Raw genomic sequence first — 21,466 nt, 5'->3', positions numbered from 1 at the left:
TTCTCAGCCATTGACAGCAAAGGCATTTCTGGTATAATTGATGGTGAAGCAGTTAATACCTTTGCTCCTTCTCGGTATTTTTTGCACAAACCAGGAACGCGTGACCGAAGTGATAGATGGTGATACCTTTAAAACTGAAAAAAACAAGACCATCCGCCTGCTCGGGATAAATGCCCCGGAACTGGATGAACCAGGTGGAGACATCGCCAAGGAATTTCTGAAGTGGATGATACTGAATAAAAGAGTGATATTGAAAAAAGATATCAGCGAAAAAGATGACTATGGCCGGTATCTCTGCTATGTCTATCTTGATGGCAAATTTGTCAACGAAGAAATGCTACGGCTGGGACTGGCGGAAGCCCGGTTTTATCCCCCGGATACATTATATAAAAAAGAATTGCTGGAGGCGGAAAAGACTGCCATCCGGAATAAAAGAGGTTTATGGTCCTTTCCGGTTTTTCAGATACCTGACACCATTGGCTTCTATCGAAAAGAATTTATCACTCCTGAGGGCTCTCCGGAGGTAATCTCTTATCTGGATGCCCATAAGTATTATGGCAAGGTGAAGACTGTGGAAGGGAGAATTGTTCTGACCAACAATACCGGCCGGGTATGTTTTTTGAATTTCCATAAAGACTGGAAAAACCATTTCACCGCAGTGATCTTTGCGAGCGATTTTGATAAATTCCCGAAGCATCCTGAAGATTATTATCTTAATAAAAGGGTGCGCATCACCGGTCTGATAAAAGAATATAAGGGGAAACCAGAGATCGTCCTCAAAAGTCCGACCCAGATCCAGGTGTTGAAGTAGTTTATTTCGCAAAAATCTGGGGAGTATTTTTTACCGGATGGATTATTATCTCCACCTCCACCCCATAAACATCCCTGATGGTCTCAGGTTTAATGATTTCTGAGGGCTTGCCCCATTTATAAATCGTGCCCTGATAAAACATGATCAATTTTTCGGAAAATTGAGCCGCGAGGTTTAAATCGTGGTTGACCATCAGAATTGTCATCCCATCTTTATTTAAATCCTTTAATAAGTCCATAATTTTTATTTGATGTTGAATGTCTAAGTGGCTGGTTGGTTCATCGAGGAGAAGTATCTGGGGTCTTTGGGCAAGGGCACGGCTGATGACCACCATCTGTCTTTCACCTGAGGAGAGTGAATTCACAGGTCTTGTCTGTAAATCTTTGATATTCGTTTTTTCCATTGCCCAATCCACGGCTTTTAAATCTTCTCTACTTAAACGCTGGAAAGGCTCCAGATAAGGATACCGTCCCATCAACACGATATCCCCCACCGAGTAATTATGGAGAAAATGGGTCTCCTGGGGGACAAAACTCAGGATGCGGGCAAGGACCTTGGACTTTAAATCTTTGATATTCTGGTCAAATATTTGAACTTCACCGCTAAAATTTTTTAAAATCCCGGCGATGACCCGCAGGAGCGTAGATTTGCCGGCACCATTCGGTCCGATGATACTGACAAATTCGCCTTTTTCTATTATCAGGTTTACCGATTTTAAAACCGGTCTTTGATTGTAGGAAAAAGATAGATTGTTTAATTCAATCGCCTTCATGTTCCTTTGCGACGGTAAAGGTAGATGAAAAAAGGGACACCCAATAACGAGGTAATCACCCCAGTGGGTAATTCATAGACCGTAAACATCCTGGTCAGGGCATCGGAAAACAGCACAAAAGTAGCACCCAGGACCAAGGAACCACCGAGATTGCGGATATGCCGGGGACCGAATAACATCCTTGAGATATGGGGTATCACCAGTCCGACAAATCCGATTGCACCCACCAGAGAGACCACAAAACTCACCAGCAGGGTCGCAACCACGAATACTTCCATGGAAAAACGTTGGATATCCAAACCGAGTGCCTGGGCAGATTCAACCCCGGTGGTAAGGATATCAAATTCGCGATAATACCGATAAAGGTAGAAAATGAGGAAAGCAGAAATTGCCAGAAGAACTATGAGCATCAACCGATTCTGGGGTGTGATCACGATGCCGAGATAGCCCATCAAAAGATAGAGCACTTCGTAGAGTTCTTTTCTGCCTGCAATCATGATGAGCATCACAAGAGCACTGCACAAAAAACTCATTATCACTCCGGAAAGAATAAGCCGGTCGCGCAGCAATCCCCCTTCAACCCGGGCAATGGTAAATACCAGAAATCCTATAATTAGGGCACCGGCAAATGCGAAAGCCGGACTCGCATACTGAAAAAAGACCATGCCCATGGCGGATCCAAGTGCAGCCCCGGATGCTGAACCCAAGGTAAAAGGTTCTACCAAGGGGTTTCCGAAAAGTCCCTGGAGCACGCTACCACAGAATGCCAAGACACCACCCGCATATATGCCCAGGACTATCCGATAGCCCCGCAACAGGAGTATTTCTTCTTTACTCAGATCCGGCACACCAACTACCAGTTCCAGAACAACCCCGAGAACCAATAGCAAAACCAAAACCAGGCTTTTATTCAAAAATCTGCTCCAGTTGTCGAAAACCCAACACCAACCGCGGTCCAGGACGCAAAAAATGGTCGGGATTTAATTCCTGGTAGACCTTTTTCTTTTTCACCGCTTCAATCTCCTGCCAGCCCAGACGGTCGGCTATCTTTTCGGGATGGAAGACAAGGATAATCTCCGGATTACGCTTGATCACTTCTTCTTGATTCACAACCGGATAATCCTTCGCTAAATCCTCAAAAATATTCACACCCCCTGCCCATTCCATCATCTCATTTAAATAAGACTCCCGACCAATGGTGATGAGCGGGCGTGGGCTCAGTTCTACATAGACCCGCTTTTTCCTTTTTGCTTGGGGTTTGAGAACAGATTTCATATAGCTAATGAGTGAATCAGCCAGACGCTCTCTTTTTAATATCTTTCCCAACTCTGCAATCTCACGATAGATGTCACTGATCGTTTTGGGTTCGGTGGTAAAAGTTTTAATTCCTAACTTTTCCAATTGTATTTTGAGCCATTTTTGCTCAGGAAGATTGACCACCACCAGGTCAGGTTTTAATCCTACAATTCTTTCCAGAGAGGGATGGGAAAAATCGCCCACCTTATAAATCTTTTTTGCGGAATCAGGATAATCACAATAGGTAGTAACACCCACCAGGTATTCTCCTGCGCCCAAGGCAAAGATCACCTCTGTCATCGCCGGAGAAAGGGAGACGACGCGCATGCCCTTAGCGGTGACCTTTCTTTCGCAAGCGACCGATAAAAGAACCAAGAGAAACACATATAGTCTTTGCATATCTTAATTATAGCAATCTGCCCCGAAAAATCAACAATGCGCATGCGCGGAAAAACCTCAGTCGCCTGTTGACTTTTAGGCGGTTTGGTGTATTATTGGGTATGGAAGAACGACTTAAGAAGCTTGAAAGACTAAAAGATTTGAAGATCAATCCCTATCCTTATCGTTTTGATCGGACTCATACCTTCGCAGAGATCAAAAAAAACTTCGAAGAGCTTGCAAATTCCCAGACGCTTGTCAAAACTGCGGGCCGGATAATCACGATCCGCAAACACGGCAAAACACTCTTTGCGACCCTTAATGACGAGGATGAGAAATTGCAGATATATTTAAGAAAAGCAGACCTCGGGGATTCATTCGAAATATTTGAAAATTTTGATATCGGTGATTTCATCGGTGTTGAGGGTCAAGTGTTCAAAACTAAAACTGGTGAAATTACAATTTTTGTAAAGAATTTCGTACTCCTTGCAAAATCCCTAAGACCGCTGCCGGAGAAATGGCATGGATTGGAGGACATAGAAATCAGATATCGGAAAAGATACCTTGATTTAATTGCGGATACGGTTATTTTCAAGTGTAACGATTGCGGCCATGAATTCGCCTGTGTGGAAGTCGGCGAAATAAGATGCCCAGCGAGAAAGGATAAAACCACTGATGAAAGATGTGGTTCCAAAAATATTAGAAAAATCTCAATGAGCCCGCGCGAGACATTCAAAATGCGTTCAAAGATCATCTCACTTCTCCGAGATTTTTTTAATAATCGAGGATTTCTTGAAGTAGAAACCCCTGTCTTACAGCCAATATACGGGGGGGCATCTGCCCGGCCTTTCAAGACTTATTATAATGCCCTTGACCAGGAAATGTATTTACGAATTGCTGATGAACTTTACCTGAAAAGATTAATTGTCGGTGGCTATGAGAAGGTCTGGGAATTGTGCAAGGATTTCCGGAACGAAGGTTTGGACCGTTTTCACAATCCCGAATTCACGATGATTGAAGCCTACCAAGCATATACTGATTATTATGGAATGATGGAACTTGTTGAAGATTTAATGGAATATGTTGTTAAAAGTCTTTATTCTGATTACCAATTGACATTTCAAAATGATACGATTCAGATTAAAAAGCCCTTCAAAAGAATAAAATATGTCGACTCATTGAATAGAAAGTTGAATCAGACGCTGGCCCTGGGCAAGTGTCTTGGTGTTGATGTGTTTAATCTATCGGTAGATGAGATTAATAAATATTGTGAAAATTATGGTCTGAAAGTTGTTGAAGATTTAACCATTAGCGAAAAGCTCGATTATTTGATTAAAAAATTGGTGCCGGATGACAAATTGGAACCATCTGTTGATGTTTTAAAGGTTGAGGAAGAGGTTTTGAACCAATTCTGTAAAAGATATAACATTCCATATGGACACTTGAGTTTTGGTGGTAAGATTGATAAGTTATTCAGTGAACTCGTCCAAAAGGATTTGATTGAACCGACCTTTGTTATTGATTATCCCAAGATAATCTCACCATTAGCAAAGGAACACCGCGACAATCCCATGCTCGTGGAAAGGTTTGAATTGGTGATTTTTGGCTTAGAGCTCGCTAATGCCTTCTCAGAGTTGAATGACCCGATAGAGCAGCGCAAGAGATTTGAGGAGCAACTTGCCCATAAAGAAGAAGGGATAGGGGAAATAGATGAAGACTTTCTTGAGGCACTTGAATACGGTATGCCACCCACTGGCGGTCTGGGAATCGGTGTGGACCGGCTCTGCATGATTCTTTTAAATAAACCTTCTATCCGAGATGTGATTCTCTTTCCCCAGTTGCGCCGAGAAGATGCTCGTTGAACTATTTATCGCCACCCGTTATATGCGTTCAAGAAGCCGGAAATTTTTTTCTTTTTCTACGCTAATCGCGATTGGTGGCATCTTTGTGGGCGTGAGTGCCCTACTCATAACTTTATCCATCATGAACGGATTTCAGAATGAATTAAGGCGTCGGATCTTAGGCGGCACACCCCATATCATTGTGCGCCGATTCTTCAACGAACCAATGGATGATTATGAGGAAGTGATGGATAAACTAAAAGGATTATCCTTTATCAAAGCACAGGCACCGTTTGTTGTCACCAAATCCCTTATCCGAAACCGGAAAAATGTGGACGGAGTGGTGATCAGGGGTGTGATTCCAGAGTTAGAAAAAAATGTCACCGAAGTGAGCACCCATATGATTGAAGGTGAATTCAATCTGGACCAGGGCTGTGTGTTAGGGATTGAACTTGCCCATAATTTAAAGGCGAGTGTGGGTGATACAATCGTTATCACTTCTCCATTCCTTGAACAGATTGGACTTCTACCCCGTTCGCGCCGGTTGATTGTGAAAGGAATATTTGATTTGGGGGTCTATGATTATAATGCAACGGTGGTTTATTTAAATTTAAAGGATGTCCAGCAGTTATTTGAGATCGGTAATGCTGTGAGCGGAATCGAATTAAGGGTGGATGATGTTTATAAAACACCAATGTATACAAAAATAATTGAAGAACGAATCGGCTATCCCTTCCGGGTCCAGGATTGGATTGAAATGAATCATTCGGTATTCGCGGCTTTGAAATTGGAAAAGATCGTGACATTTATCGTCTTGACCCTGATCATCCTTGTCGCGGGATTCAATATCGTCGGCACCCTCATCAATATCGTCAAGAAGAAGACAAAGGAAATCGGCATTCTCCGTTCCTATGGATTTACCAAAAAGCAGATCATGCGGATCTTTATCTATTTAGGAAGTATCATGGGTATCATCGGGACGCTCTTGGGAATCATATTCTCTATCGTTGCCTGTTATCTTCTGAATAGATACCAATTCGTGAATCTGCCCGGCGATGTTTACTTCATCCAAACGCTACCTGTGGAGATGTCTGTTAATGACTTTGTCGCGGTCGCCATCGCTTCAATTCTGATAAGTTTTTTAGCCACCATCTATCCGGCGTTGCGTGCGGCAAGTCTGGTAACTGTGGAGGCACTTCGCAATGAATGAAATATTAATTGCCGAGGGGATTGAGAAGACCTACTATCTCAAGAATGAAACAATAAATGTTTTACGTGGGATAGATTTGAAAGTTGAAAAAGGAAGCTTTGTGGTAATATTTGGTCCTTCAGGAAGTGGCAAATCTACTCTTCTTAATATCTTAGGTAGTTTAGACAGGCCCACCCGGGGTCGAGTTCTTTTCAATAATATTGATCTGTTCACCAATGATGATGAAACCCTTTCCCGGATACGAAACCGATATATTGGTTTCGTGTTCCAGTTCCACCATCTACTCCCTGAATTCACTGTATTAGAAAATATCCTCCTTCCCGCATATCTCAGCAACGGCAATATAAAAGATGCCCGGGAAAGAGCACTAAAAATGCTCGAGCGACTTGGTATGTATGACAAAAAAACACGCCGACCCGATGAACTTTCGGGTGGCGAAAGACAGCGGGTTGCTATAGCTCGGGCATTGATCAATGAACCCATCCTCCTCCTTGCTGATGAACCTACTGGGAATCTTGATTATGAAAATACCAGTAAACTCCTTGATATGTTTCTCCATCTAAAAAGTGAAAATATGACGATTATCTTAGTCACCCATGCCCTGGAGATCACGCGGCTGGGTGATGTTGTTTATAACTTAAAAGAAGGAAGGTTGTATGCTCTGCGATGATTGTAAAAAAAATCCAGCAAGTTTTTTTTATAAGGATGTCGTAGGTGGAACAATCCGGGAATTACACCTCTGTGAAGATTGTGCACGGAAAAAGGGAATCATCGGCGATAAAAAATTATCACCCCAGGAAATCCTACAGAAGTTGCTGAAAAATTCTCCACCCGATGATAAACAGGTAACCTGTCCGGTCTGCCTTTTGAATCTTGCGGAATTCAGAAAATTTGGTCGCTTTGGCTGTGCCCATTGTCTGAAGGTCTTTGAGCCCTATATTAAAACGATGATCAAAGAGGTCCAGAACAGCGAAAAGCACATCGGCAAAAAAGCCCAGCCCGGTGGCCGAAGGGCAATTGAAATCTTCCGCTTACGGGAGGAATTGCGAAGGGCGTTGGAAAAAGAGGCCTATGAAGATGCCGCAAAGATAAGGGATCAATTAAGAACATTGGGTGTGGAAAATGTTTGAGAATATTCAATGGCTGATTGCACCGGATTCAATAAAAGAGGGAGAGGAGAAAGAAATTGTTGTATCCACGCGCATAAGGGTGGCACGGAATATTGAAGGCATACCCTTTGAATTAAAGATGAAAGTAAAGGATGCCGATAAACTCGTCCAAGTAGTAAAATCAGCGCTGGAGTTGAATTTCAAAGGCAGATTTTTGGATTTGCCTAAATTAAAACCCCTGGAGAAAGAAAGTCTTTTGGAATCCCATCTTATCTCTCCCGCAATATTGAAGAAAGAACTGCCCACCGCAGTCTTCATCAATGAAGACGGAAATGTGGCGGTAATGATCAATGAAGAAGACCACCTCCGCATCCAAGGACTTTCCGCTGGTTTGAATCTATCTCACATCGCCAGCAAGGTTTATGAATTTGAAGAAATCCTCGGACAGGAACTCGGCTATGCCTATGATGATAATTATGGCTTTATCACCTCCTGCCCGACCAATTTAGGGACCGGACTCCGTGCTTCGGTTCTTTTACACCTCCCAGGTCTGGTCTATACCAATGAGATTGAAAAGGTTTTAAAAAGCACATTCAATTTAGGGATGGCAGTCCGGGGTATCTACGGCGAAGGGAGTGAGATTAAAGGTAATCTTTTCCAGATATCCAATCAGCATACCCTTGGTTTTAAAGAAGATGAACTGATAGAAAAAATCGGAAAATTCGCCCACACCTTGATTGACCTGGAATTGAAAGCCCGGGAAGTAATCCTCAATAAAGCACGGTATGAGCTGGAAGATAAGATATTCCGGAGTCTGGGGATATTAAAATCGGCAAGACTGATCAACAGCGATGAAGTCCTTAGCCTCCTCTCTGCGGTCCGGCTCGGTGTAGGTCTGGGTTTGATAAAAGATATTGACATAATGACTTTGAATGAGATAATGCTCATCACCCGTCCCGGGAATATCCAACTTTATTACGGCGAAATCCTTGAGGAGTCAGAAAGGGATTTAAGAAGGGCAGAGTATATCCGGAAACGACTCGCTCCAAAAGAAACCATCGGGAATTAGCACAATTATTGTGCTTCAAAGAACAATTTTGCATCACCCAGATTCTAATCTCTCAAAAATTTCAAGCATTTTTTCAGGCATATTTTTTGCCTTTTAAATGATATAGCAAGGAGTTAAAATGAAAAAAATTATTCTAATTGCCCTATTGTTGACTGTTACTAATCGGGTTCTGGGAATCGAACCCGTAGCTCGCGAAAAACAGGATGAGGTCTTGATCAAAGGACCGGTGGATAAAGGTGGGTTCGGTGGATTGGTTTTGAAGTTCACGGAATTAAATGGTGAGTATGCAATGTTGATGGGTGCACGGGGTGGGGTGACCTTCAATCGGTTCTTCGGTCTGGGCGGTGGATTATACGGAATGGTCAATAAGATGGAGGTGAATACCCACTATTATCCCATCCGGCGCTTCAATATGGATTTTGTCTACGGTGGGATCATTATCGAAATAATCTTTAACCCCAAAAGATTGGTCCATTTTGGAACCCATACCCTGATCGGTGGAGGCTCAGTCCAGTATCGACTTCCCGGTTATGAAGACCCCTGGTATGAAGATTATTTCTTCGTCCTGGAACCGGCTATTGAATTGACCCTGAATGTAACAAAGGTATTTAGAATTGATACGGGTTTTTCCTATCGTTATATCTATGGCACGGAATTAAGTGGCATAAGCGACCGCGGCTTGAGCGGGGTGAGCGGGCATCTGACTTTCAAATTCGGCAAATTTTAAATCACAATCCTCGCACCCGTCGTCTGCGTAACTCTTTTTTAATGAAATTAGCAAATGACGGTTTCATACCCAGATATTCCGGCGGAATAATCCCATATCCCGAATAATCTTTCATGCAGCGAGCGATAAGGGCGCAGGTATAACCGGTCATCCGCGCCATTGAAGTAATACGATTTCTCCGATCGTAGCAATCTATTATACAGTACCTCTTCTTTCGCTTTTTTCCTTTAACTTCAATGATGAGAATTGTAATATCATCTTCTTTACCCTGTGTCAACTGCTCCCTCAGATAATTGAGGGTAAAATCATAGCAGGTGATTTCCTGGCCGTTTATTTTTACTTTATTCTGAGAAAAGAAGCCAGCTTCAATCAAATTTTTAAAGAGCATTGCATGCCCAGGATAGCGTATCGTTTTTTCTTCCATGTTTCTCACTTTCGCCATCGTCCGCAAAAGGGTCCGCAAACCATCGGTATAAAAAGCCTCAAGTTTGCCCACCTTGGGAAGATAAAATTCTTCTATTCCACTCAGTGCCGAAACAGTCACCACTTTATAGTTTTTATAAATCCTGGCAGGTCGGGTATATTCTTCAATCAAATCTTCCGGCGACCAGGTGATGCGATAATTGAACGGTGGCAAGGGTTTCTGGGGAATGCCGCCAACCATTATCTTGAGACCGTCAACTTTTTCCATCTCCACAACTGCTTCGCCCACCAGGATATTGCTTAAACCCGGGGCATAACCAGCGTCGGGGACGATCTTTATGCCTGCTTTTTTCGCCTCCTCATCGAGGAGAAAAGGATCGTCAGAAGAGTAAGACATATCAACAAGGTCCACGCCACTTTCAATTGCACACTCCATGGTATAAAACCCAAACCGGGCAGGTAAAGCACCGATTATTAGATCATAAAGACTCATCAATCGCAATAATCTTTTTCTATCGTTAATATCCAACTGGATTTTTTTAATATGTGGATTTTTTAATTTATTTAGATTATCCTTATCAATATCCAACACGGTTACTTCCCAATCACGGCTTAAATCTTCGGCAACAATCCGGCCCTGCATACCACAACCAAGGAGCAGAACCTTCATTTTTACCTCCCTATTTTTCCGAAACTGAATTTCATGGTAAGAATTTTTTCGGAAGCGAAGACTTTTGTAGTGATAAAAAGCAGGAAAACCGCGGCAATAAAGAGATAGAGGTTGCCGAGAAGGACATAAGATTTCTGCCCGAGTAAGAGAAATTTGAAGGCGAAGAAGGTATGGGAGAAAGGAATGAGAAAGATAAATATCTTCATTCCCAAAGTCATCAACTGGGGATCAAAGACGAGCGAAAAGAAATAAGGGATGATAATCAAAATCGTAAGTGGCATTATCGTATTCTGGGCATCCTTGACATCCTGGGCAAAAAGTGCTAAGAGGGTCGCCAGCGCCAGGGCATTGGCGAGCGCCAAGAAGATGCTGACAATCAACAAAACTTTACTCCCGCTATCCAGCCCCAGATTGAGCATCGGAGTTTGCGCAGGCATATCAAACCCGGGACGGCTTTCTATTGCGCCAAATGAAGCCATAAAACTACCCATGGCAATAACAAAGAATAGTGCAAAACAGACTGCAAGAATCACTGCGGCGAGCATCTTGGCACTGATCAAGGTGAAGCGAGAGACGGGCACAGTCAAAAGCGTCTCAAGGGTTTTATTCTCTTTTTCCTGGGCTATGGATGAGGCAATCATCGTGCCGGTGACGATGATCAGCATCAAAAGGGCTACGGGCACAATCGTGGTTTGGGTCGAGATATATGCAATAATAAGCGCAGCATTCCCGGGCTGGATGATATCCTTTAATACCACAAACTCTTTTGCCTTTATCGGCTCGCGCACCGTCTCCAGGTCTACCTCCGGTGCCCATTCCCGCAAAAAGGATTCGGACACCTGCTGATTCATGGTCCTTAAAAAGTTCTTGATATTTGCCCGCTGGGCAGTGCTCGCAATGCTTAAAGAAGTGATTATTGAATAAAGTTTGATCTCAGCGGGTTTTTTATTCTTTAAATTTGCCTCATAGCCTACCGGGATTATTAAGACCATAGAGAGTTTGTGTTCCCTTGCCTGCTGGATGGCCTTTAATTCCTCAATTGCTTCCAGCACGATCACCGTATTCCCGGCACGCTTTAAACCCTCAATAAGTGAGGTAGCGAGCGGGGTATTATCCTGATTCACAACCCCGATCGCAAAAGGTTCCCGTGCCTTCTCCACTGTCTGCTGCATCACCTGCCCCATAAAAAAGAGGATGAATATAGAGATAAAAAAGGGCAGGAGCATGCGCAGGGTGAGCAGATCTTTTATTTCTTTTTGTAAAATATTGAAAAATTTTGCCATGGCTATTTTTTGATGCTTTTAACAAATACCTGTTCCAGATTCTCAGCCTGATATTTTTGACAGAGTTCTTTTGGGTTCCCGGTCTCAATTATTTTCCCCTGATGAATGAAAGCCACCTGTTCTGAGAGATATTCCACCTCCAGCATATTATGGGAAGAAACAATGACCGTAGCACCGCCCCGAGCATATTCAATAATCAGATTGCGAACTTCCAGCGAGTTTACTACATCTAACCCCGAGGTAGGCTCATCCAGAATGAGGAGTTTCGGATTATGCATCAATGCCCGGGCAAGGAGGAGTTTACGCACCATGCCCTTGCTATAGGTCCGGATGCGATCATTGAGGCGTTCCCCGAGCCCGGCAATAGCAATTGCCCTTTGCACCATTGCACTTTTCTCTTGTTCATCCCGGGCATAAAATCCAGCCATGAATTTTAGATAATCAATACCCCGAAGGTTTTTATATGCGCCAGCCTCTTCGGGCAGATAACTTATCAATTCCCTTACCTTGGCATCTTCTTTTACTCCATCCAAACCAAAGATTTCTACTTTTCCCGCCGTTGGTTTTAAAAGGGTGGCAATGATACGCAATGTCGTGGTCTTACCAGCACCATTGGGACCGATCAAGCCGAATATCTCACCTTCTTTGATTTCAAAAGAGATACCCGCCACGGCCTGGATTTTACCAAAACTTTTGTATAAATCCCGAACTATGACCGCCGCCATGGTGTATAATTATACTCGAAAATGTTTACCGAGTCAATTGTTTGGAGAAAATTGTTTTATTTATTTATTTATTCAATCAGCGGAGAAAAAGCACTTTTTTCCCACCCTTAAATCGACCCGCATCCCAGTTGATGTAATAAACACCTGCAGGTAATTGGCGGCCAGCCTCATCGGTCGCATCCCAGCGCACGGTTAGCGAATAATCGTTTTGTGCAGCGCGCGATAAATCTCTCACAATCCTTCCGGTGATATCGTATATCCGGAGTGTAACATACATTGTGTGAATGTCTTTTTCGGATTGTAGCACATCCTGATAACCGGTAGTCGGTAGTTGAAGTTTAATCAGGCAATTTTTCCGGAAGGGATTGGGAGCCAGTGAAAAAACAGGTTCACGGGGAATTGTGGACGCGGTTTGTTGTTTTACCCCAACATTGCTCACCAAGAGTTTCTCCAGACACGAATAATCGCCCCAACCCCAGGTATTATTATACCCGCGCACATAGTAGTAGTATTCACCAATTGGATGATTAGAAAAAGTATATGTCGTATCAGTGATATTATTGGAAATTACTACGGCTTCGTTGAAAAAACAGACCGGGTGGATGTCATCAACATAGAAACCACCATTCTGGACCGAGCCATCATACATCGTTCGGAACCGGAAATAAACCGATTTACCAACCCAGGAGGCAAGGGAATATGCCTTGCGCACCCAGGAAGTCTGGGTACCGGTGAAGCGCATCGTATCCAGATTGAACCACTCTTTGGTATTTTCTGAAACTTCCACGACCGTGACATCGTAATTATCTTCAAGATTATAATAACACCAGAAGGTAAACGAATCACCGGGTTGAACAAGATAAGGATGAATTGTCATTGCCGCACTGTTCATATTCGCGCTGTTGCCCGACCACAAACTCCGGGTCGGAGAATGTGACTGGGCAGTAGAAAGAGTATAACCCTGCAAAAGCCAGCGGCTGGTTCCGGATTCCAGGCTATCAGTCTTGATACTGGGATTGGATAAGCGGACGAGTTCCCACCTTGTCGGGTGATTATCATAGGCGTTCCGGGGACGCCAGACGATCGTGAAATTGGGAGGCACGGTATCCAGTGGATTGATGTGCGGAGGTGGCACACAACCTTCGGCAACGAGAATCAAAGAATCGGCAAATCGGGCAAGATATTTGGCGGCTTTGAATACCTGGCGGGAAATAAAGTCCAGATTCTGCACCGGTTCGTAAAAGGCAGTGCCAATCTCCGCACCGTAGAAGAGTGCGGATAGACCATTGACATAGTGATTATAACCATATACCCAGTCCCGGGTATTTCCGCAGGTCGGATAAGGATTATTATACGATTGACCGGGTGTATAAGTCCCTCCGCCTACCCGCTGCATCATACTCGCCATATAATTCCCTTTTGCCACATAGAGCATGGAATCTGGTGTACCTCCAGGCTTATAGCCCCAGGGCCACATCACCTGCTCCCCATAACTGTGCAAAGAAAAACCGGTGGTGATGTTGTGTTGCCGGATATACATCGCATGGGCACGGACCTCGTCTCCAGAAAATCCATAAGCACCACAAAAGGTCTGATCTGAAGGATAATGCGAAACCTGTCCTTCATCCGCAGCACCCCAGTAGCCGTCCACATCACCATTACAGGCACCCGAATAATTCCGGTTACAATCAGTACCGATTGCACCTCCAAAAGGTTCGCGATTTTTGCGCCAACCTCCCTGATAGTATTGCCAATCGTAGACATAACCATCTACATTCAAAACCGGGATACAGTAAATTTGGGTGGTATTTATTATCTCCGTTATCTCCGGAACAATATTATACGAACGAAGCATGGAATCGGCAAAGAATAAAACTGCCTGGGGCGTTGCCCATTCTCTTGAATGGATGCATCCATCAATCTCAAAATTGGGTTCAAATTCGTCAAGATGAACATTATCGGATATCTTCACCCCGTATATCCATCTTCCTTCATAGGTGCGCAGAGGCAGTGAATCCATTTTACAGAGTGTGGGATAATTCTGAACCAACCGCCGGAGCGAATCCACAATCTGGGTATAATTTAAATAATTACCCCGAACCTTTTCTTTTTCCAGTTCCAGGCTGTAAATCGTAACTTCGTAGGGCAGGCCCGAGGCAATAACACGGTCCAGTCCCTCCCTGTCTACCACTAAATCATACCATTCTCCATATCTTCCTGCGGCAATCTCCAATGGTTTACCGGGTATTTTCTGGAGTTCCTGCCAGGTGGGAACATAGACCCGGACAATCATCTCCTGGGTGATCAGAAAATTTAATACAAAAAAATATATGGGAGACATCCTACCTCCTTTTTGCAAAACCTTTTTGGTTTCTGGCAGTCACTGACAGTGAAATTGATAAACACCGCATGTAAAATTCCTGTTCTAATCATCAGTTTATACAGATTTATAAACATGTCAATATGATGATTGTCTCAGTCCTCTCGACTTTTTGTCAAATTATTTTTATGCGCTTGATTATTAGATGTAGCCGTCCCCTTCAGGGTGCGAAAGCCTGGGATTTAAAAACATTTATCCGCAGGCTAAAGCCAGCGCCTACCATTTTATTGATTACTGGACGACCACCTCGGGTTGGCATTTTTTATTTATGCAAGGCTAAAGCCTTGTCTCACAAAAATACCAACGCTAAATCATTGATTACCCTTACAAATCTTGCCCATGAGTTTTATCGTTCCTTCATAAGATATAAAAATATGGAGAGGATCAGGATAATTGTTCACGCAATTCAAAAGTGCAAGACTAAGATCTATACCTAACATTTTTGCAAAAAAGCCAACCGAGTTTCTCCTAAATGTAGAATCTGGAAGATTGCGGTTATGGGTTAGTGTAATACCGGATAATTACAATAAGAGCCGTTTTACCAATATTGTGGCATATGCACCAGGTGGCAAAAAAAAATTAATACACAACTTCTTCTTGTTTTGATATCTCTCATCGGGTTCTGGAAGGGCAATAGAAAAATCTTGCGGAAAAATGATTGCCGGTCTTAAAAAACTTTTGAACCGCACCCCCCGGAAACGCAGTTTATTTAATTTGAAATCCCTTGGTTCAATCCCTTCTTTTTTTAAAACCTCTACCATTATCTCAGCCAGCCATCCCGGACATCGGGTCTTATCATTGAGGAGCGGAATTTTTAAATCACTCACCAGTTTTTTATCGGTAAGACCCCGGTAAAATAAATATCTGCCCATTGAATATGGAACCTCGGTGGTATCTATCCCGAATTTTTTTACTACATAATATAACACCTCATTAAACAAAAATGACTGATAGGCAAGGAGATAAAGATTGAGCATCTCCCGATCAATCTTTTTTATCGCCTTTTTGTAATCCCGAGGATTATCTTTAAGAAAAAGTAATATCTTTCTAAATTCAAAAGGGGCATATGGCAGGGCACCGGACCAATCACCCCAGTGTTCAGCACAATACCTTTTGAAAATCTTCAATTTTCTACCATCTTCTTTATGAGGATAACAGAGCAATGATTTCAATGCACCCTCGTAATGACCCTGCATTAAAAATTTAGCAAAGAATCCCTTACGATGGCGGGCTGAACCAAATCGCTGTTCATCAAAATAATTGGGAAATCCAAATGCACAAATTTCGGAGTAGTTTTTTTGGATTCTTGCTATCTCATCTTCTTTGAGGTCGCGCATAATTATGAAGAATCTATTACCCTTTAGATCACCCGGGAGTATCGGTTTTGAGACCTTGCCGATCGGAGTCAATGTAAAATTCTTCTCCTCCACATGTTCTTTAAATTCACCCTGAAATGTTAAATACTGGGTTGATAATGCATATCGATCTTTCAATCCCGCGCGAGAAAACTTTTCCCTCGGAACTGAAAATTTACGCGCCACAAAATTAATAACATCCAGGGTATTCCAGTAGCGTTTTTGCAATTTTAAAAGGGTATACGGACCTGAATGAGTAACAGGCAGTTCAATTACCTCTTCAACGATAAAATCTTCCGGAGTAACTTTTATTTTCACAAATTCTGGGTGGCAGCAATCTCTTTTCGAAAACTGATATTCAAAAGCAACAGAGGCAAAATCTGAATGGGCAATCTTTTACCCAAGGTTAATAATCGGTAAAGGATTTCGTCGAACCGGTAAAATTCCCGCCACAATTTATCCACCTCTTCTTTCAATTTTTCAGCAGTCATCTTCAATGGTTTAAATACCGCATTGCCGGCATCATATTTAGACCAGTCAAAATTGAAGATACGATTTTCTTTCAATAATCTCGCAAAAAGATTCGTTCCCGGGTAGGGTGTGAGGATGGAAAATTGTGCCAGGTCGAGTTTGATCTTTTTGGCAAAATCCAGCGTCTTTTGGAATATGGAAACATCCTCGTTATCGTTGCCTAAGACAAATGCACCCATCACCCCAATCCCTTCGTCATGGAGCCGGGCAATATAGTCTTTGAATCTCTCGGGTTTCAAAAATCCTTTATGCATCTGGACCAGTGATTCTGATTCTACCGATTCCAGACCGATGAATAATCCTTTACAACCACTGCGGGCAGCAAGATGTAGTAATTCTTTGTCCTCAGCAATATTTATTGAAGATTGCGCCATCCAGATCACCCCTTCATACTTGAGGGCATTAAATAATTTTCGGGCATAGATTCTATTACCGAAGATATTGTCATCGGAAAAACCGATGAATTTGGATTTCAAACTTCGTATCTCTTTTATGACACATTCCACCGGCCGCATTCGAAAACGCCCGCCGAAAAATTTGGTGACACTACAGAAGTTGCAATCAAAAGGACAGCCCCGGGTGGTCTGGACCATAGCAGTAAAAAGATATTTGGATTTATCAAACAGATCGCGCCGCGGGCTTTTAATCTGGGCGAGGTCCGGGAAATCTTTATTCTTATAAAATTTCTTTAGTTCTTTTTTTTCAAAATCCCTTATCAAAGTCTCCCAAATCCCTTCTGCCTCACCGATCACCACGGCATCGGCATGCTGGATTGCTTCATCTGGTAGTGCTGAGGGATGGAGACCACCGAGCACGACTTTAACCCCCCGACTACGAAATCGATCTGCAATCTCATAGGCATGGGGTGCAAACCTTGTCAGGACGGTTATACCCACAAGGTCAGCAGGATAATTATAATCAATCGGCTCAACCGCCTCATCAAGTATTTTTATCTGCACCCAATCTGGAGTTGCAGCAGCTACCGCAGCCAGTGAGAAAGGCGGCAACTGGAATGCCTTACCCTGCATCCCGCGCCTTTTTTCATCCACTATTGCCGGCGCAATCAATAATAATTTCATATCACTCCCTTAAGTCGTTAACAATCTCCTGAAATGATTTTTCTTCTATTGGGCCGATTGCCACGACTGAATAATTATTCAATGCTAAATAATCACCAACTAAACGATTTATCTCTTCCTTTGAAATTGCATTAATTTTTCTTACGGTCTCTTCAACCGGTGTTACTTTTTGGAGATAAGAAAATTCCCGGCCGAGGCGCAACATCCGGTTCGTGGAATTCTCCAGTCCCATGAGGAGATTGCCGGTAATATAAGTCTTGGCAATTTCAATCTCTTCGGTGGTGAAACCTTTATTCTGAAGATCATCAAATATATTTTTGATTTGCTTCGTCACCTCTGGAAGATTTTTCCTATCGGTGCTGAGATAAAACCCGAGTATCCCGCAGTCGCTGTAGAAATCAATAAAGGAATGAACATCGTAAACAAGCCCCTTCTCTTCTCTAAGTCCTTGAAAGAGTCGGGAAGACATACCTCCACCGAGCATGGTGCTGATGATCAAAAGCGGATGCCTGAGCGCTGAAGCATAAGCAACTGCTGGTATCCCCAGACAAAGATGAACTTGAGTGATATCTTTACGTGTCTGGAAGAGATGATTAGGCTGATAGGTACCAGGAGGCACCCGACCCAAATCCTCCATACGGCCGGGTTTGAACCTTTTCTGGGCAAAGGTTATCAAATCCTGGAGGTTGAAATTGCCACTTATCGCAATCGTCATTTGATAACTAAGCAATTTAGTGTAATATGACTGGGTATGAGCTAATTCTAAATTTGAAACCGATTCTATAGTCCCGGCTATCGGCAGAGCCATCGGGTGGTCTTTGAATACGGCTTCAAATAATAGGTCATAAATATACTCCGCCGGATCCTCATTATTGGATTTTATCTCTTCGGTGATCACACCTTTTTCTTTCTGAAATTCTTCGCTCTGGAATTTTGATTCAAAAAGAATCTCACAAATCAGGTCAAAGACCTTGAGGAGATGCTCGGATAAAAAACGCGTCACAATCACCAGACTCTCCTTCGTCGTGAAGGCATCAAAAGAACCACCCAGTCCTTCTATCATCCGGACGATGTCCAATGCCGAACGCCGGTTGGTCCCCTTAAAAAGCATATGTTCAATAAAATGAGTAATGCCATTATCTTCTTTTTTTTCATCCCGTGCCCCACCAGTGATGAACAATCCCAGGGCGAAGGAATAATACTGATTTAACATCTCTCCAACAACTTTGATATTAGGACTAATTTCCTGGATGATTACTGAATTTTTTAACGTCGTCGCCAATCCTCACCTACACGCATTAAATTTATGCGCCCCATCTCATCGATTTCATAGACCCGCACAATCACCTCATCACCGGGCTTTACTACATCTTCAACTCGGCGCACCCGGTGGCGGCTGAGTTTGGAAATATGTAACAACCCTTCCTTTCCTGGGAGTATCTCTACAAAGGCACCAAAATTGGTAATACGAGTAACCTTGCCGATGTAAATCTTCCCCACCTCTGCTTCCTGGACTATTCCAAGGATTTCGGTCTTGGCTTTATTGACCCGTTCTGGGTCGCTTCCGGCAATCGTAACCTTGCCATCATCGGTGATATCAATCTTCAAATCCGAATCGCCGATGATCCGCCTTATCACCTTACCGCCCGGTCCAATCACATCACCGATTTTTTCTTTGGGAATAGAAAATGCCAGGATCTTGGGTGCATATTTGGAGAGACTGGAACGGGGGGAACTGATGGTGCTGCTCATAATCTTCAAAATGTTTTCGCGGGCTTCCCGGGCCTGCTGGAGCGCCTGATTTAATATTTCGATATCCACACCCTGAATCTTGAGATCGAGTTGAATTGCAGTGATACCATCTTTGGTACCCGCAACTTTAAAATCCATATCTCCATAATGGTCTTCGTCACCAATGATATCGGTCAGCAATTCGTATCTATCACCCTCTTTGACCAGGCCGATTGATATCCCAGCAACCGCGGTCTTTATCGGTACCCCTGCATCCATCAAGGCCAAGGAGGCACTACAGACACTCGCCATGGAAGAAGAACCGTTGGATTCAAGGATATTTGATACAACCCGGATTGTATAGGGGAAGGCTTCTTCAGAGGGAAGAACCGGTAGGATGGCCCTTTCTGCGAGTGCCCCATGCCCAATCTCCCTCCGCGTTGGTCCCCGAATGGGTTTCACTTCACCGGTGGCAAATGGTGGAAAATTATAATGAAGCATAAAAGATTTTGTCTCTTCCCCATAGATCGCATCTATCTTCTGTTCGTCGCTCTTTGTACCCAAGGTCGTAACCGCAAGGCTCTGGGTTTGACCACGGGTGAACAGTGCTGAACCATGGGTTCGGGGCAGCACGCCGATTTCGCAGGAAACATTCCGGATATCCTTCAAACCCCGACCATCCAGACGCTTTTTTTCTTCCAGAATCATCCGTCGCATCCTCTCAGCAATCATCTTCTCCACCACATATTTCACCTTCAATTCAATATTTTCAATCCCCCGGTCCGCAAACTTCTCCACGACATTTTGAATCAACTCATAGGCAGCTTCCTGACGTGCCTTCTTTTCCCGGAAAAGAAATATCTGCTGGAGATCATTACCTACTTTTTCTTTGATCTCGTTCGCCAGTTCTTCACTGACAAAAGGTCCGTTTATCTCAATCTTCTCCTTGCCTACTGCCTCGCGCATCTTTTCTTCAATCTCAATTATCCTTTTGCATTCCTCATGGCCGATTTTGATCGCTCCGATCACTTCGTCTTCACTTGCCTCCCGGGCCCCACCTTCAATCATCACCACAGCATCCTTAGTCCCGGCGATGACGAGATTAACTTTACAATTATCCTGCTGGGCAAGGGTCGGATTGATTATATATTTTCCATCAAGTAGTCCTACCCTTACTCCTGCCACCGGGATGGTAAAGGGAATTTCTGAAAGCAGAAGCGCAGTAGCCGCACCCGTGATACCCAAGATGTCGGCATCATGCTCTACATCGGATGATAAAAGATAAGCAATGATCTGAACTTCATTTCTGAATTCAGGCGGAAAGAGTGGCCGGAGCGGCCGGTCGATAAGCCGGGAGGAGAGTATTTCGTTATCAGAAGGCCGCATCTCCCTTTTTATAAAACCACCTGGGATCTTTCCTGCAGCAAAGGAGAGTTCCCGGTATTCGACAGTCAAAGGAAGGAAGTCGACGGTCTCGTCTACCTCGGGGCTGTAATTAACGCAGACCAGAACTACGGTATCGCCGTAAGAAACGATAACCTCACCAGCAGACTGGCGCGCAACCCGTCCGCTCTCCAGTCGGAGGTTTTTTTCACCAACTTTTAGTTCGACCGAATACAATTTACCTTCTCAAACCAAGGGCTTCAACGACTTTTATATACCGGGCTTTGTCCTTCCGCAAGAGATAATTAAGATGGCGTCGACGGTCATTTACCATCTTAATCAATCCTTGCCGGGAATGCTTATCTTTAGGAAACTTCTTTAAGTGCTCGGTAAGAATCTTTATCCGTTCACTGAGGATTGCAATCTGCACCTCAGGTGAACCGGTATCCTTGGGATGCCTTTTAAAGGCATTGATAAGTTCCTGCTTCTTCTCTTTAATCAAAGCCATTTTTCTGTCTCCTTTCAAAAATCAGATTCAAGAATAATTATCCATATTTTTTAAAAAAAGTCAAGATTGAATCTTTCTGAGTACTCCTCACTTTTTCCTCCCCCTTTGATGGGGGAGGATTAAGGTGGGGGTGATAAAAATGGATTTGTCTCTTGATTCTTTTTCAATTTGTTTTAAAATCATGG

The 21,466-nt window shown here is 43.4% G+C and carries 19 protein-coding genes; 7 read left to right on the top strand and 12 right to left on the bottom strand.

Annotated elements, in window-relative coordinates:
- Window positions 1–43: 43 nt before the first annotated feature.
- Window positions 44–811 carry a thermonuclease family protein gene (locus ABIL39_07755; GenBank protein ID MEO0166015.1) on the top strand — a complete coding sequence of 256 codons (768 nt, stop codon included), beginning with the start codon at window positions 44–46 and terminating at the stop codon, window positions 809–811.
- Between the two features lies 1 nt (window position 812).
- Here ABIL39_07755 and ABIL39_07750 read toward each other — a convergent pair whose 3' ends face one another.
- The 3 genes from ABIL39_07750 to ABIL39_07740 are packed head-to-tail and all read right to left on the bottom strand — an operon-like array spanning window position 813 to window position 3,278.
- Window positions 813–1,583, bottom strand: coding sequence for an ABC transporter ATP-binding protein (locus ABIL39_07750; protein MEO0166014.1), 771 nt, complete (start codon window positions 1,581–1,583; stop codon window positions 813–815).
- Entirely contained in the window at window positions 1,580–2,497 is a 918-nt protein-coding gene (locus ABIL39_07745; GenBank protein ID MEO0166013.1) for an iron ABC transporter permease, read from the bottom strand. Before ABIL39_07745 ends, ABIL39_07750 begins: the two co-directional genes overlap by 4 nt.
- Entirely contained in the window at window positions 2,490–3,278 is a 789-nt protein-coding gene (locus tag ABIL39_07740) for a cobalamin-binding protein (GenBank protein MEO0166012.1), read from the bottom strand. Before ABIL39_07740 ends, ABIL39_07745 begins: the two co-directional genes overlap by 8 nt.
- Window positions 3,279–3,379: 101 nt before the next feature.
- Here ABIL39_07740 and ABIL39_07735 point away from each other — a divergent pair, with 101 nt between their 5' ends.
- From ABIL39_07735 to ABIL39_07710, 6 genes are all read left to right on the top strand, one after another.
- A complete protein-coding gene (locus tag ABIL39_07735; protein ID MEO0166011.1) occupies window positions 3,380–5,119 on the top strand; it encodes a lysine--tRNA ligase in 1,740 nt (579 codons plus the stop codon).
- Complete coding sequence (locus ABIL39_07730; GenBank protein ID MEO0166010.1) at window positions 5,109–6,308, top strand: FtsX-like permease family protein; 1,200 nt, start codon at window positions 5,109–5,111, stop codon at window positions 6,306–6,308. The genes ABIL39_07735 and ABIL39_07730 overlap by 11 nt, the downstream gene beginning before the upstream one ends.
- Entirely contained in the window at window positions 6,301–6,978 is a 678-nt protein-coding gene (locus ABIL39_07725) for an ABC transporter ATP-binding protein (GenBank protein ID MEO0166009.1), read from the top strand. Before ABIL39_07730 ends, ABIL39_07725 begins: the two co-directional genes overlap by 8 nt.
- Window positions 6,965–7,438: a UvrB/UvrC motif-containing protein gene (locus ABIL39_07720; protein MEO0166008.1), complete on the top strand. Its 474-nt coding sequence runs from the start codon at window positions 6,965–6,967 to the stop codon at window positions 7,436–7,438. The genes ABIL39_07725 and ABIL39_07720 overlap by 14 nt, the downstream gene beginning before the upstream one ends.
- Window positions 7,431–8,486 carry a protein arginine kinase gene (locus ABIL39_07715; protein ID MEO0166007.1) on the top strand — a complete coding sequence of 352 codons (1,056 nt, stop codon included), beginning with the start codon at window positions 7,431–7,433 and terminating at the stop codon, window positions 8,484–8,486. Before ABIL39_07720 ends, ABIL39_07715 begins: the two co-directional genes overlap by 8 nt.
- Before the next feature lie 118 nt (window positions 8,487–8,604).
- A complete protein-coding gene (locus ABIL39_07710) occupies window positions 8,605–9,213 on the top strand; it encodes a hypothetical protein (GenBank protein ID MEO0166006.1) in 609 nt (202 codons plus the stop codon).
- Window position 9,214: 1 nt separating this feature from the next.
- Here the strand turns inward: ABIL39_07710 and ABIL39_07705 are convergent, their stop codons facing one another.
- From ABIL39_07705 to rpsO, 9 genes are all read right to left on the bottom strand, one after another.
- Window positions 9,215–10,306 (bottom strand): saccharopine dehydrogenase C-terminal domain-containing protein, encoded by a 1,092-nt coding sequence (locus ABIL39_07705; protein ID MEO0166005.1) that lies wholly within the window; start codon window positions 10,304–10,306, stop codon window positions 9,215–9,217.
- Between the two features lie 2 nt (window positions 10,307–10,308).
- Window positions 10,309–11,589, bottom strand: coding sequence for an ABC transporter permease (locus ABIL39_07700; GenBank protein MEO0166004.1), 1,281 nt, complete (start codon window positions 11,587–11,589; stop codon window positions 10,309–10,311).
- A 2-nt stretch (window positions 11,590–11,591) separates the two neighbouring features.
- Window positions 11,592–12,314 (bottom strand): ABC transporter ATP-binding protein, encoded by a 723-nt coding sequence (locus ABIL39_07695; protein MEO0166003.1) that lies wholly within the window; start codon window positions 12,312–12,314, stop codon window positions 11,592–11,594.
- A 76-nt stretch (window positions 12,315–12,390) separates the two neighbouring features.
- Window positions 12,391–14,655 (bottom strand): M14 family zinc carboxypeptidase, encoded by a 2,265-nt coding sequence (locus ABIL39_07690; GenBank protein MEO0166002.1) that lies wholly within the window; start codon window positions 14,653–14,655, stop codon window positions 12,391–12,393.
- Window positions 14,656–15,215: 560 nt separating this feature from the next.
- On the bottom strand, window positions 15,216–16,367 hold the full coding sequence (gene truD / locus ABIL39_07685; GenBank protein ID MEO0166001.1) for a tRNA pseudouridine(13) synthase TruD: 1,152 nt from the start codon (window positions 16,365–16,367) through the stop codon (window positions 15,216–15,218).
- Window positions 16,364–17,659 carry a radical SAM protein gene (locus ABIL39_07680; GenBank protein ID MEO0166000.1) on the bottom strand — a complete coding sequence of 432 codons (1,296 nt, stop codon included), beginning with the start codon at window positions 17,657–17,659 and terminating at the stop codon, window positions 16,364–16,366. The genes truD and ABIL39_07680 overlap by 4 nt, the downstream gene beginning before the upstream one ends.
- Window position 17,660: 1 nt before the next feature.
- Entirely contained in the window at window positions 17,661–18,941 is a 1,281-nt protein-coding gene (locus ABIL39_07675; protein ID MEO0165999.1) for a pitrilysin family protein, read from the bottom strand.
- A complete protein-coding gene (locus ABIL39_07670) occupies window positions 18,926–21,010 on the bottom strand; it encodes a polyribonucleotide nucleotidyltransferase (protein ID MEO0165998.1) in 2,085 nt (694 codons plus the stop codon). Before ABIL39_07670 ends, ABIL39_07675 begins: the two co-directional genes overlap by 16 nt.
- Before the next feature lies 1 nt (window position 21,011).
- The gene (gene rpsO, locus ABIL39_07665; GenBank protein ID MEO0165997.1) at window positions 21,012–21,281 is read right to left on the bottom strand and encodes a 30S ribosomal protein S15; all 270 of its coding nucleotides are present in this window, start codon (window positions 21,279–21,281) and stop codon (window positions 21,012–21,014) included.
- Window positions 21,282–21,466: the final 185 nt, after the last annotated feature.

The sequence above is a fragment of the candidate division WOR-3 bacterium genome, assembly GCA_039802205.1.
Taxonomy (GTDB): Bacteria; Hydrothermota; Tepidihabitantia; order SM23-42; family JAOAFX01; genus JAOAFX01.
Note: the sequence above shows the minus strand (reverse complement) of the source record. Positions and strands in the feature narration are given on the sequence as shown.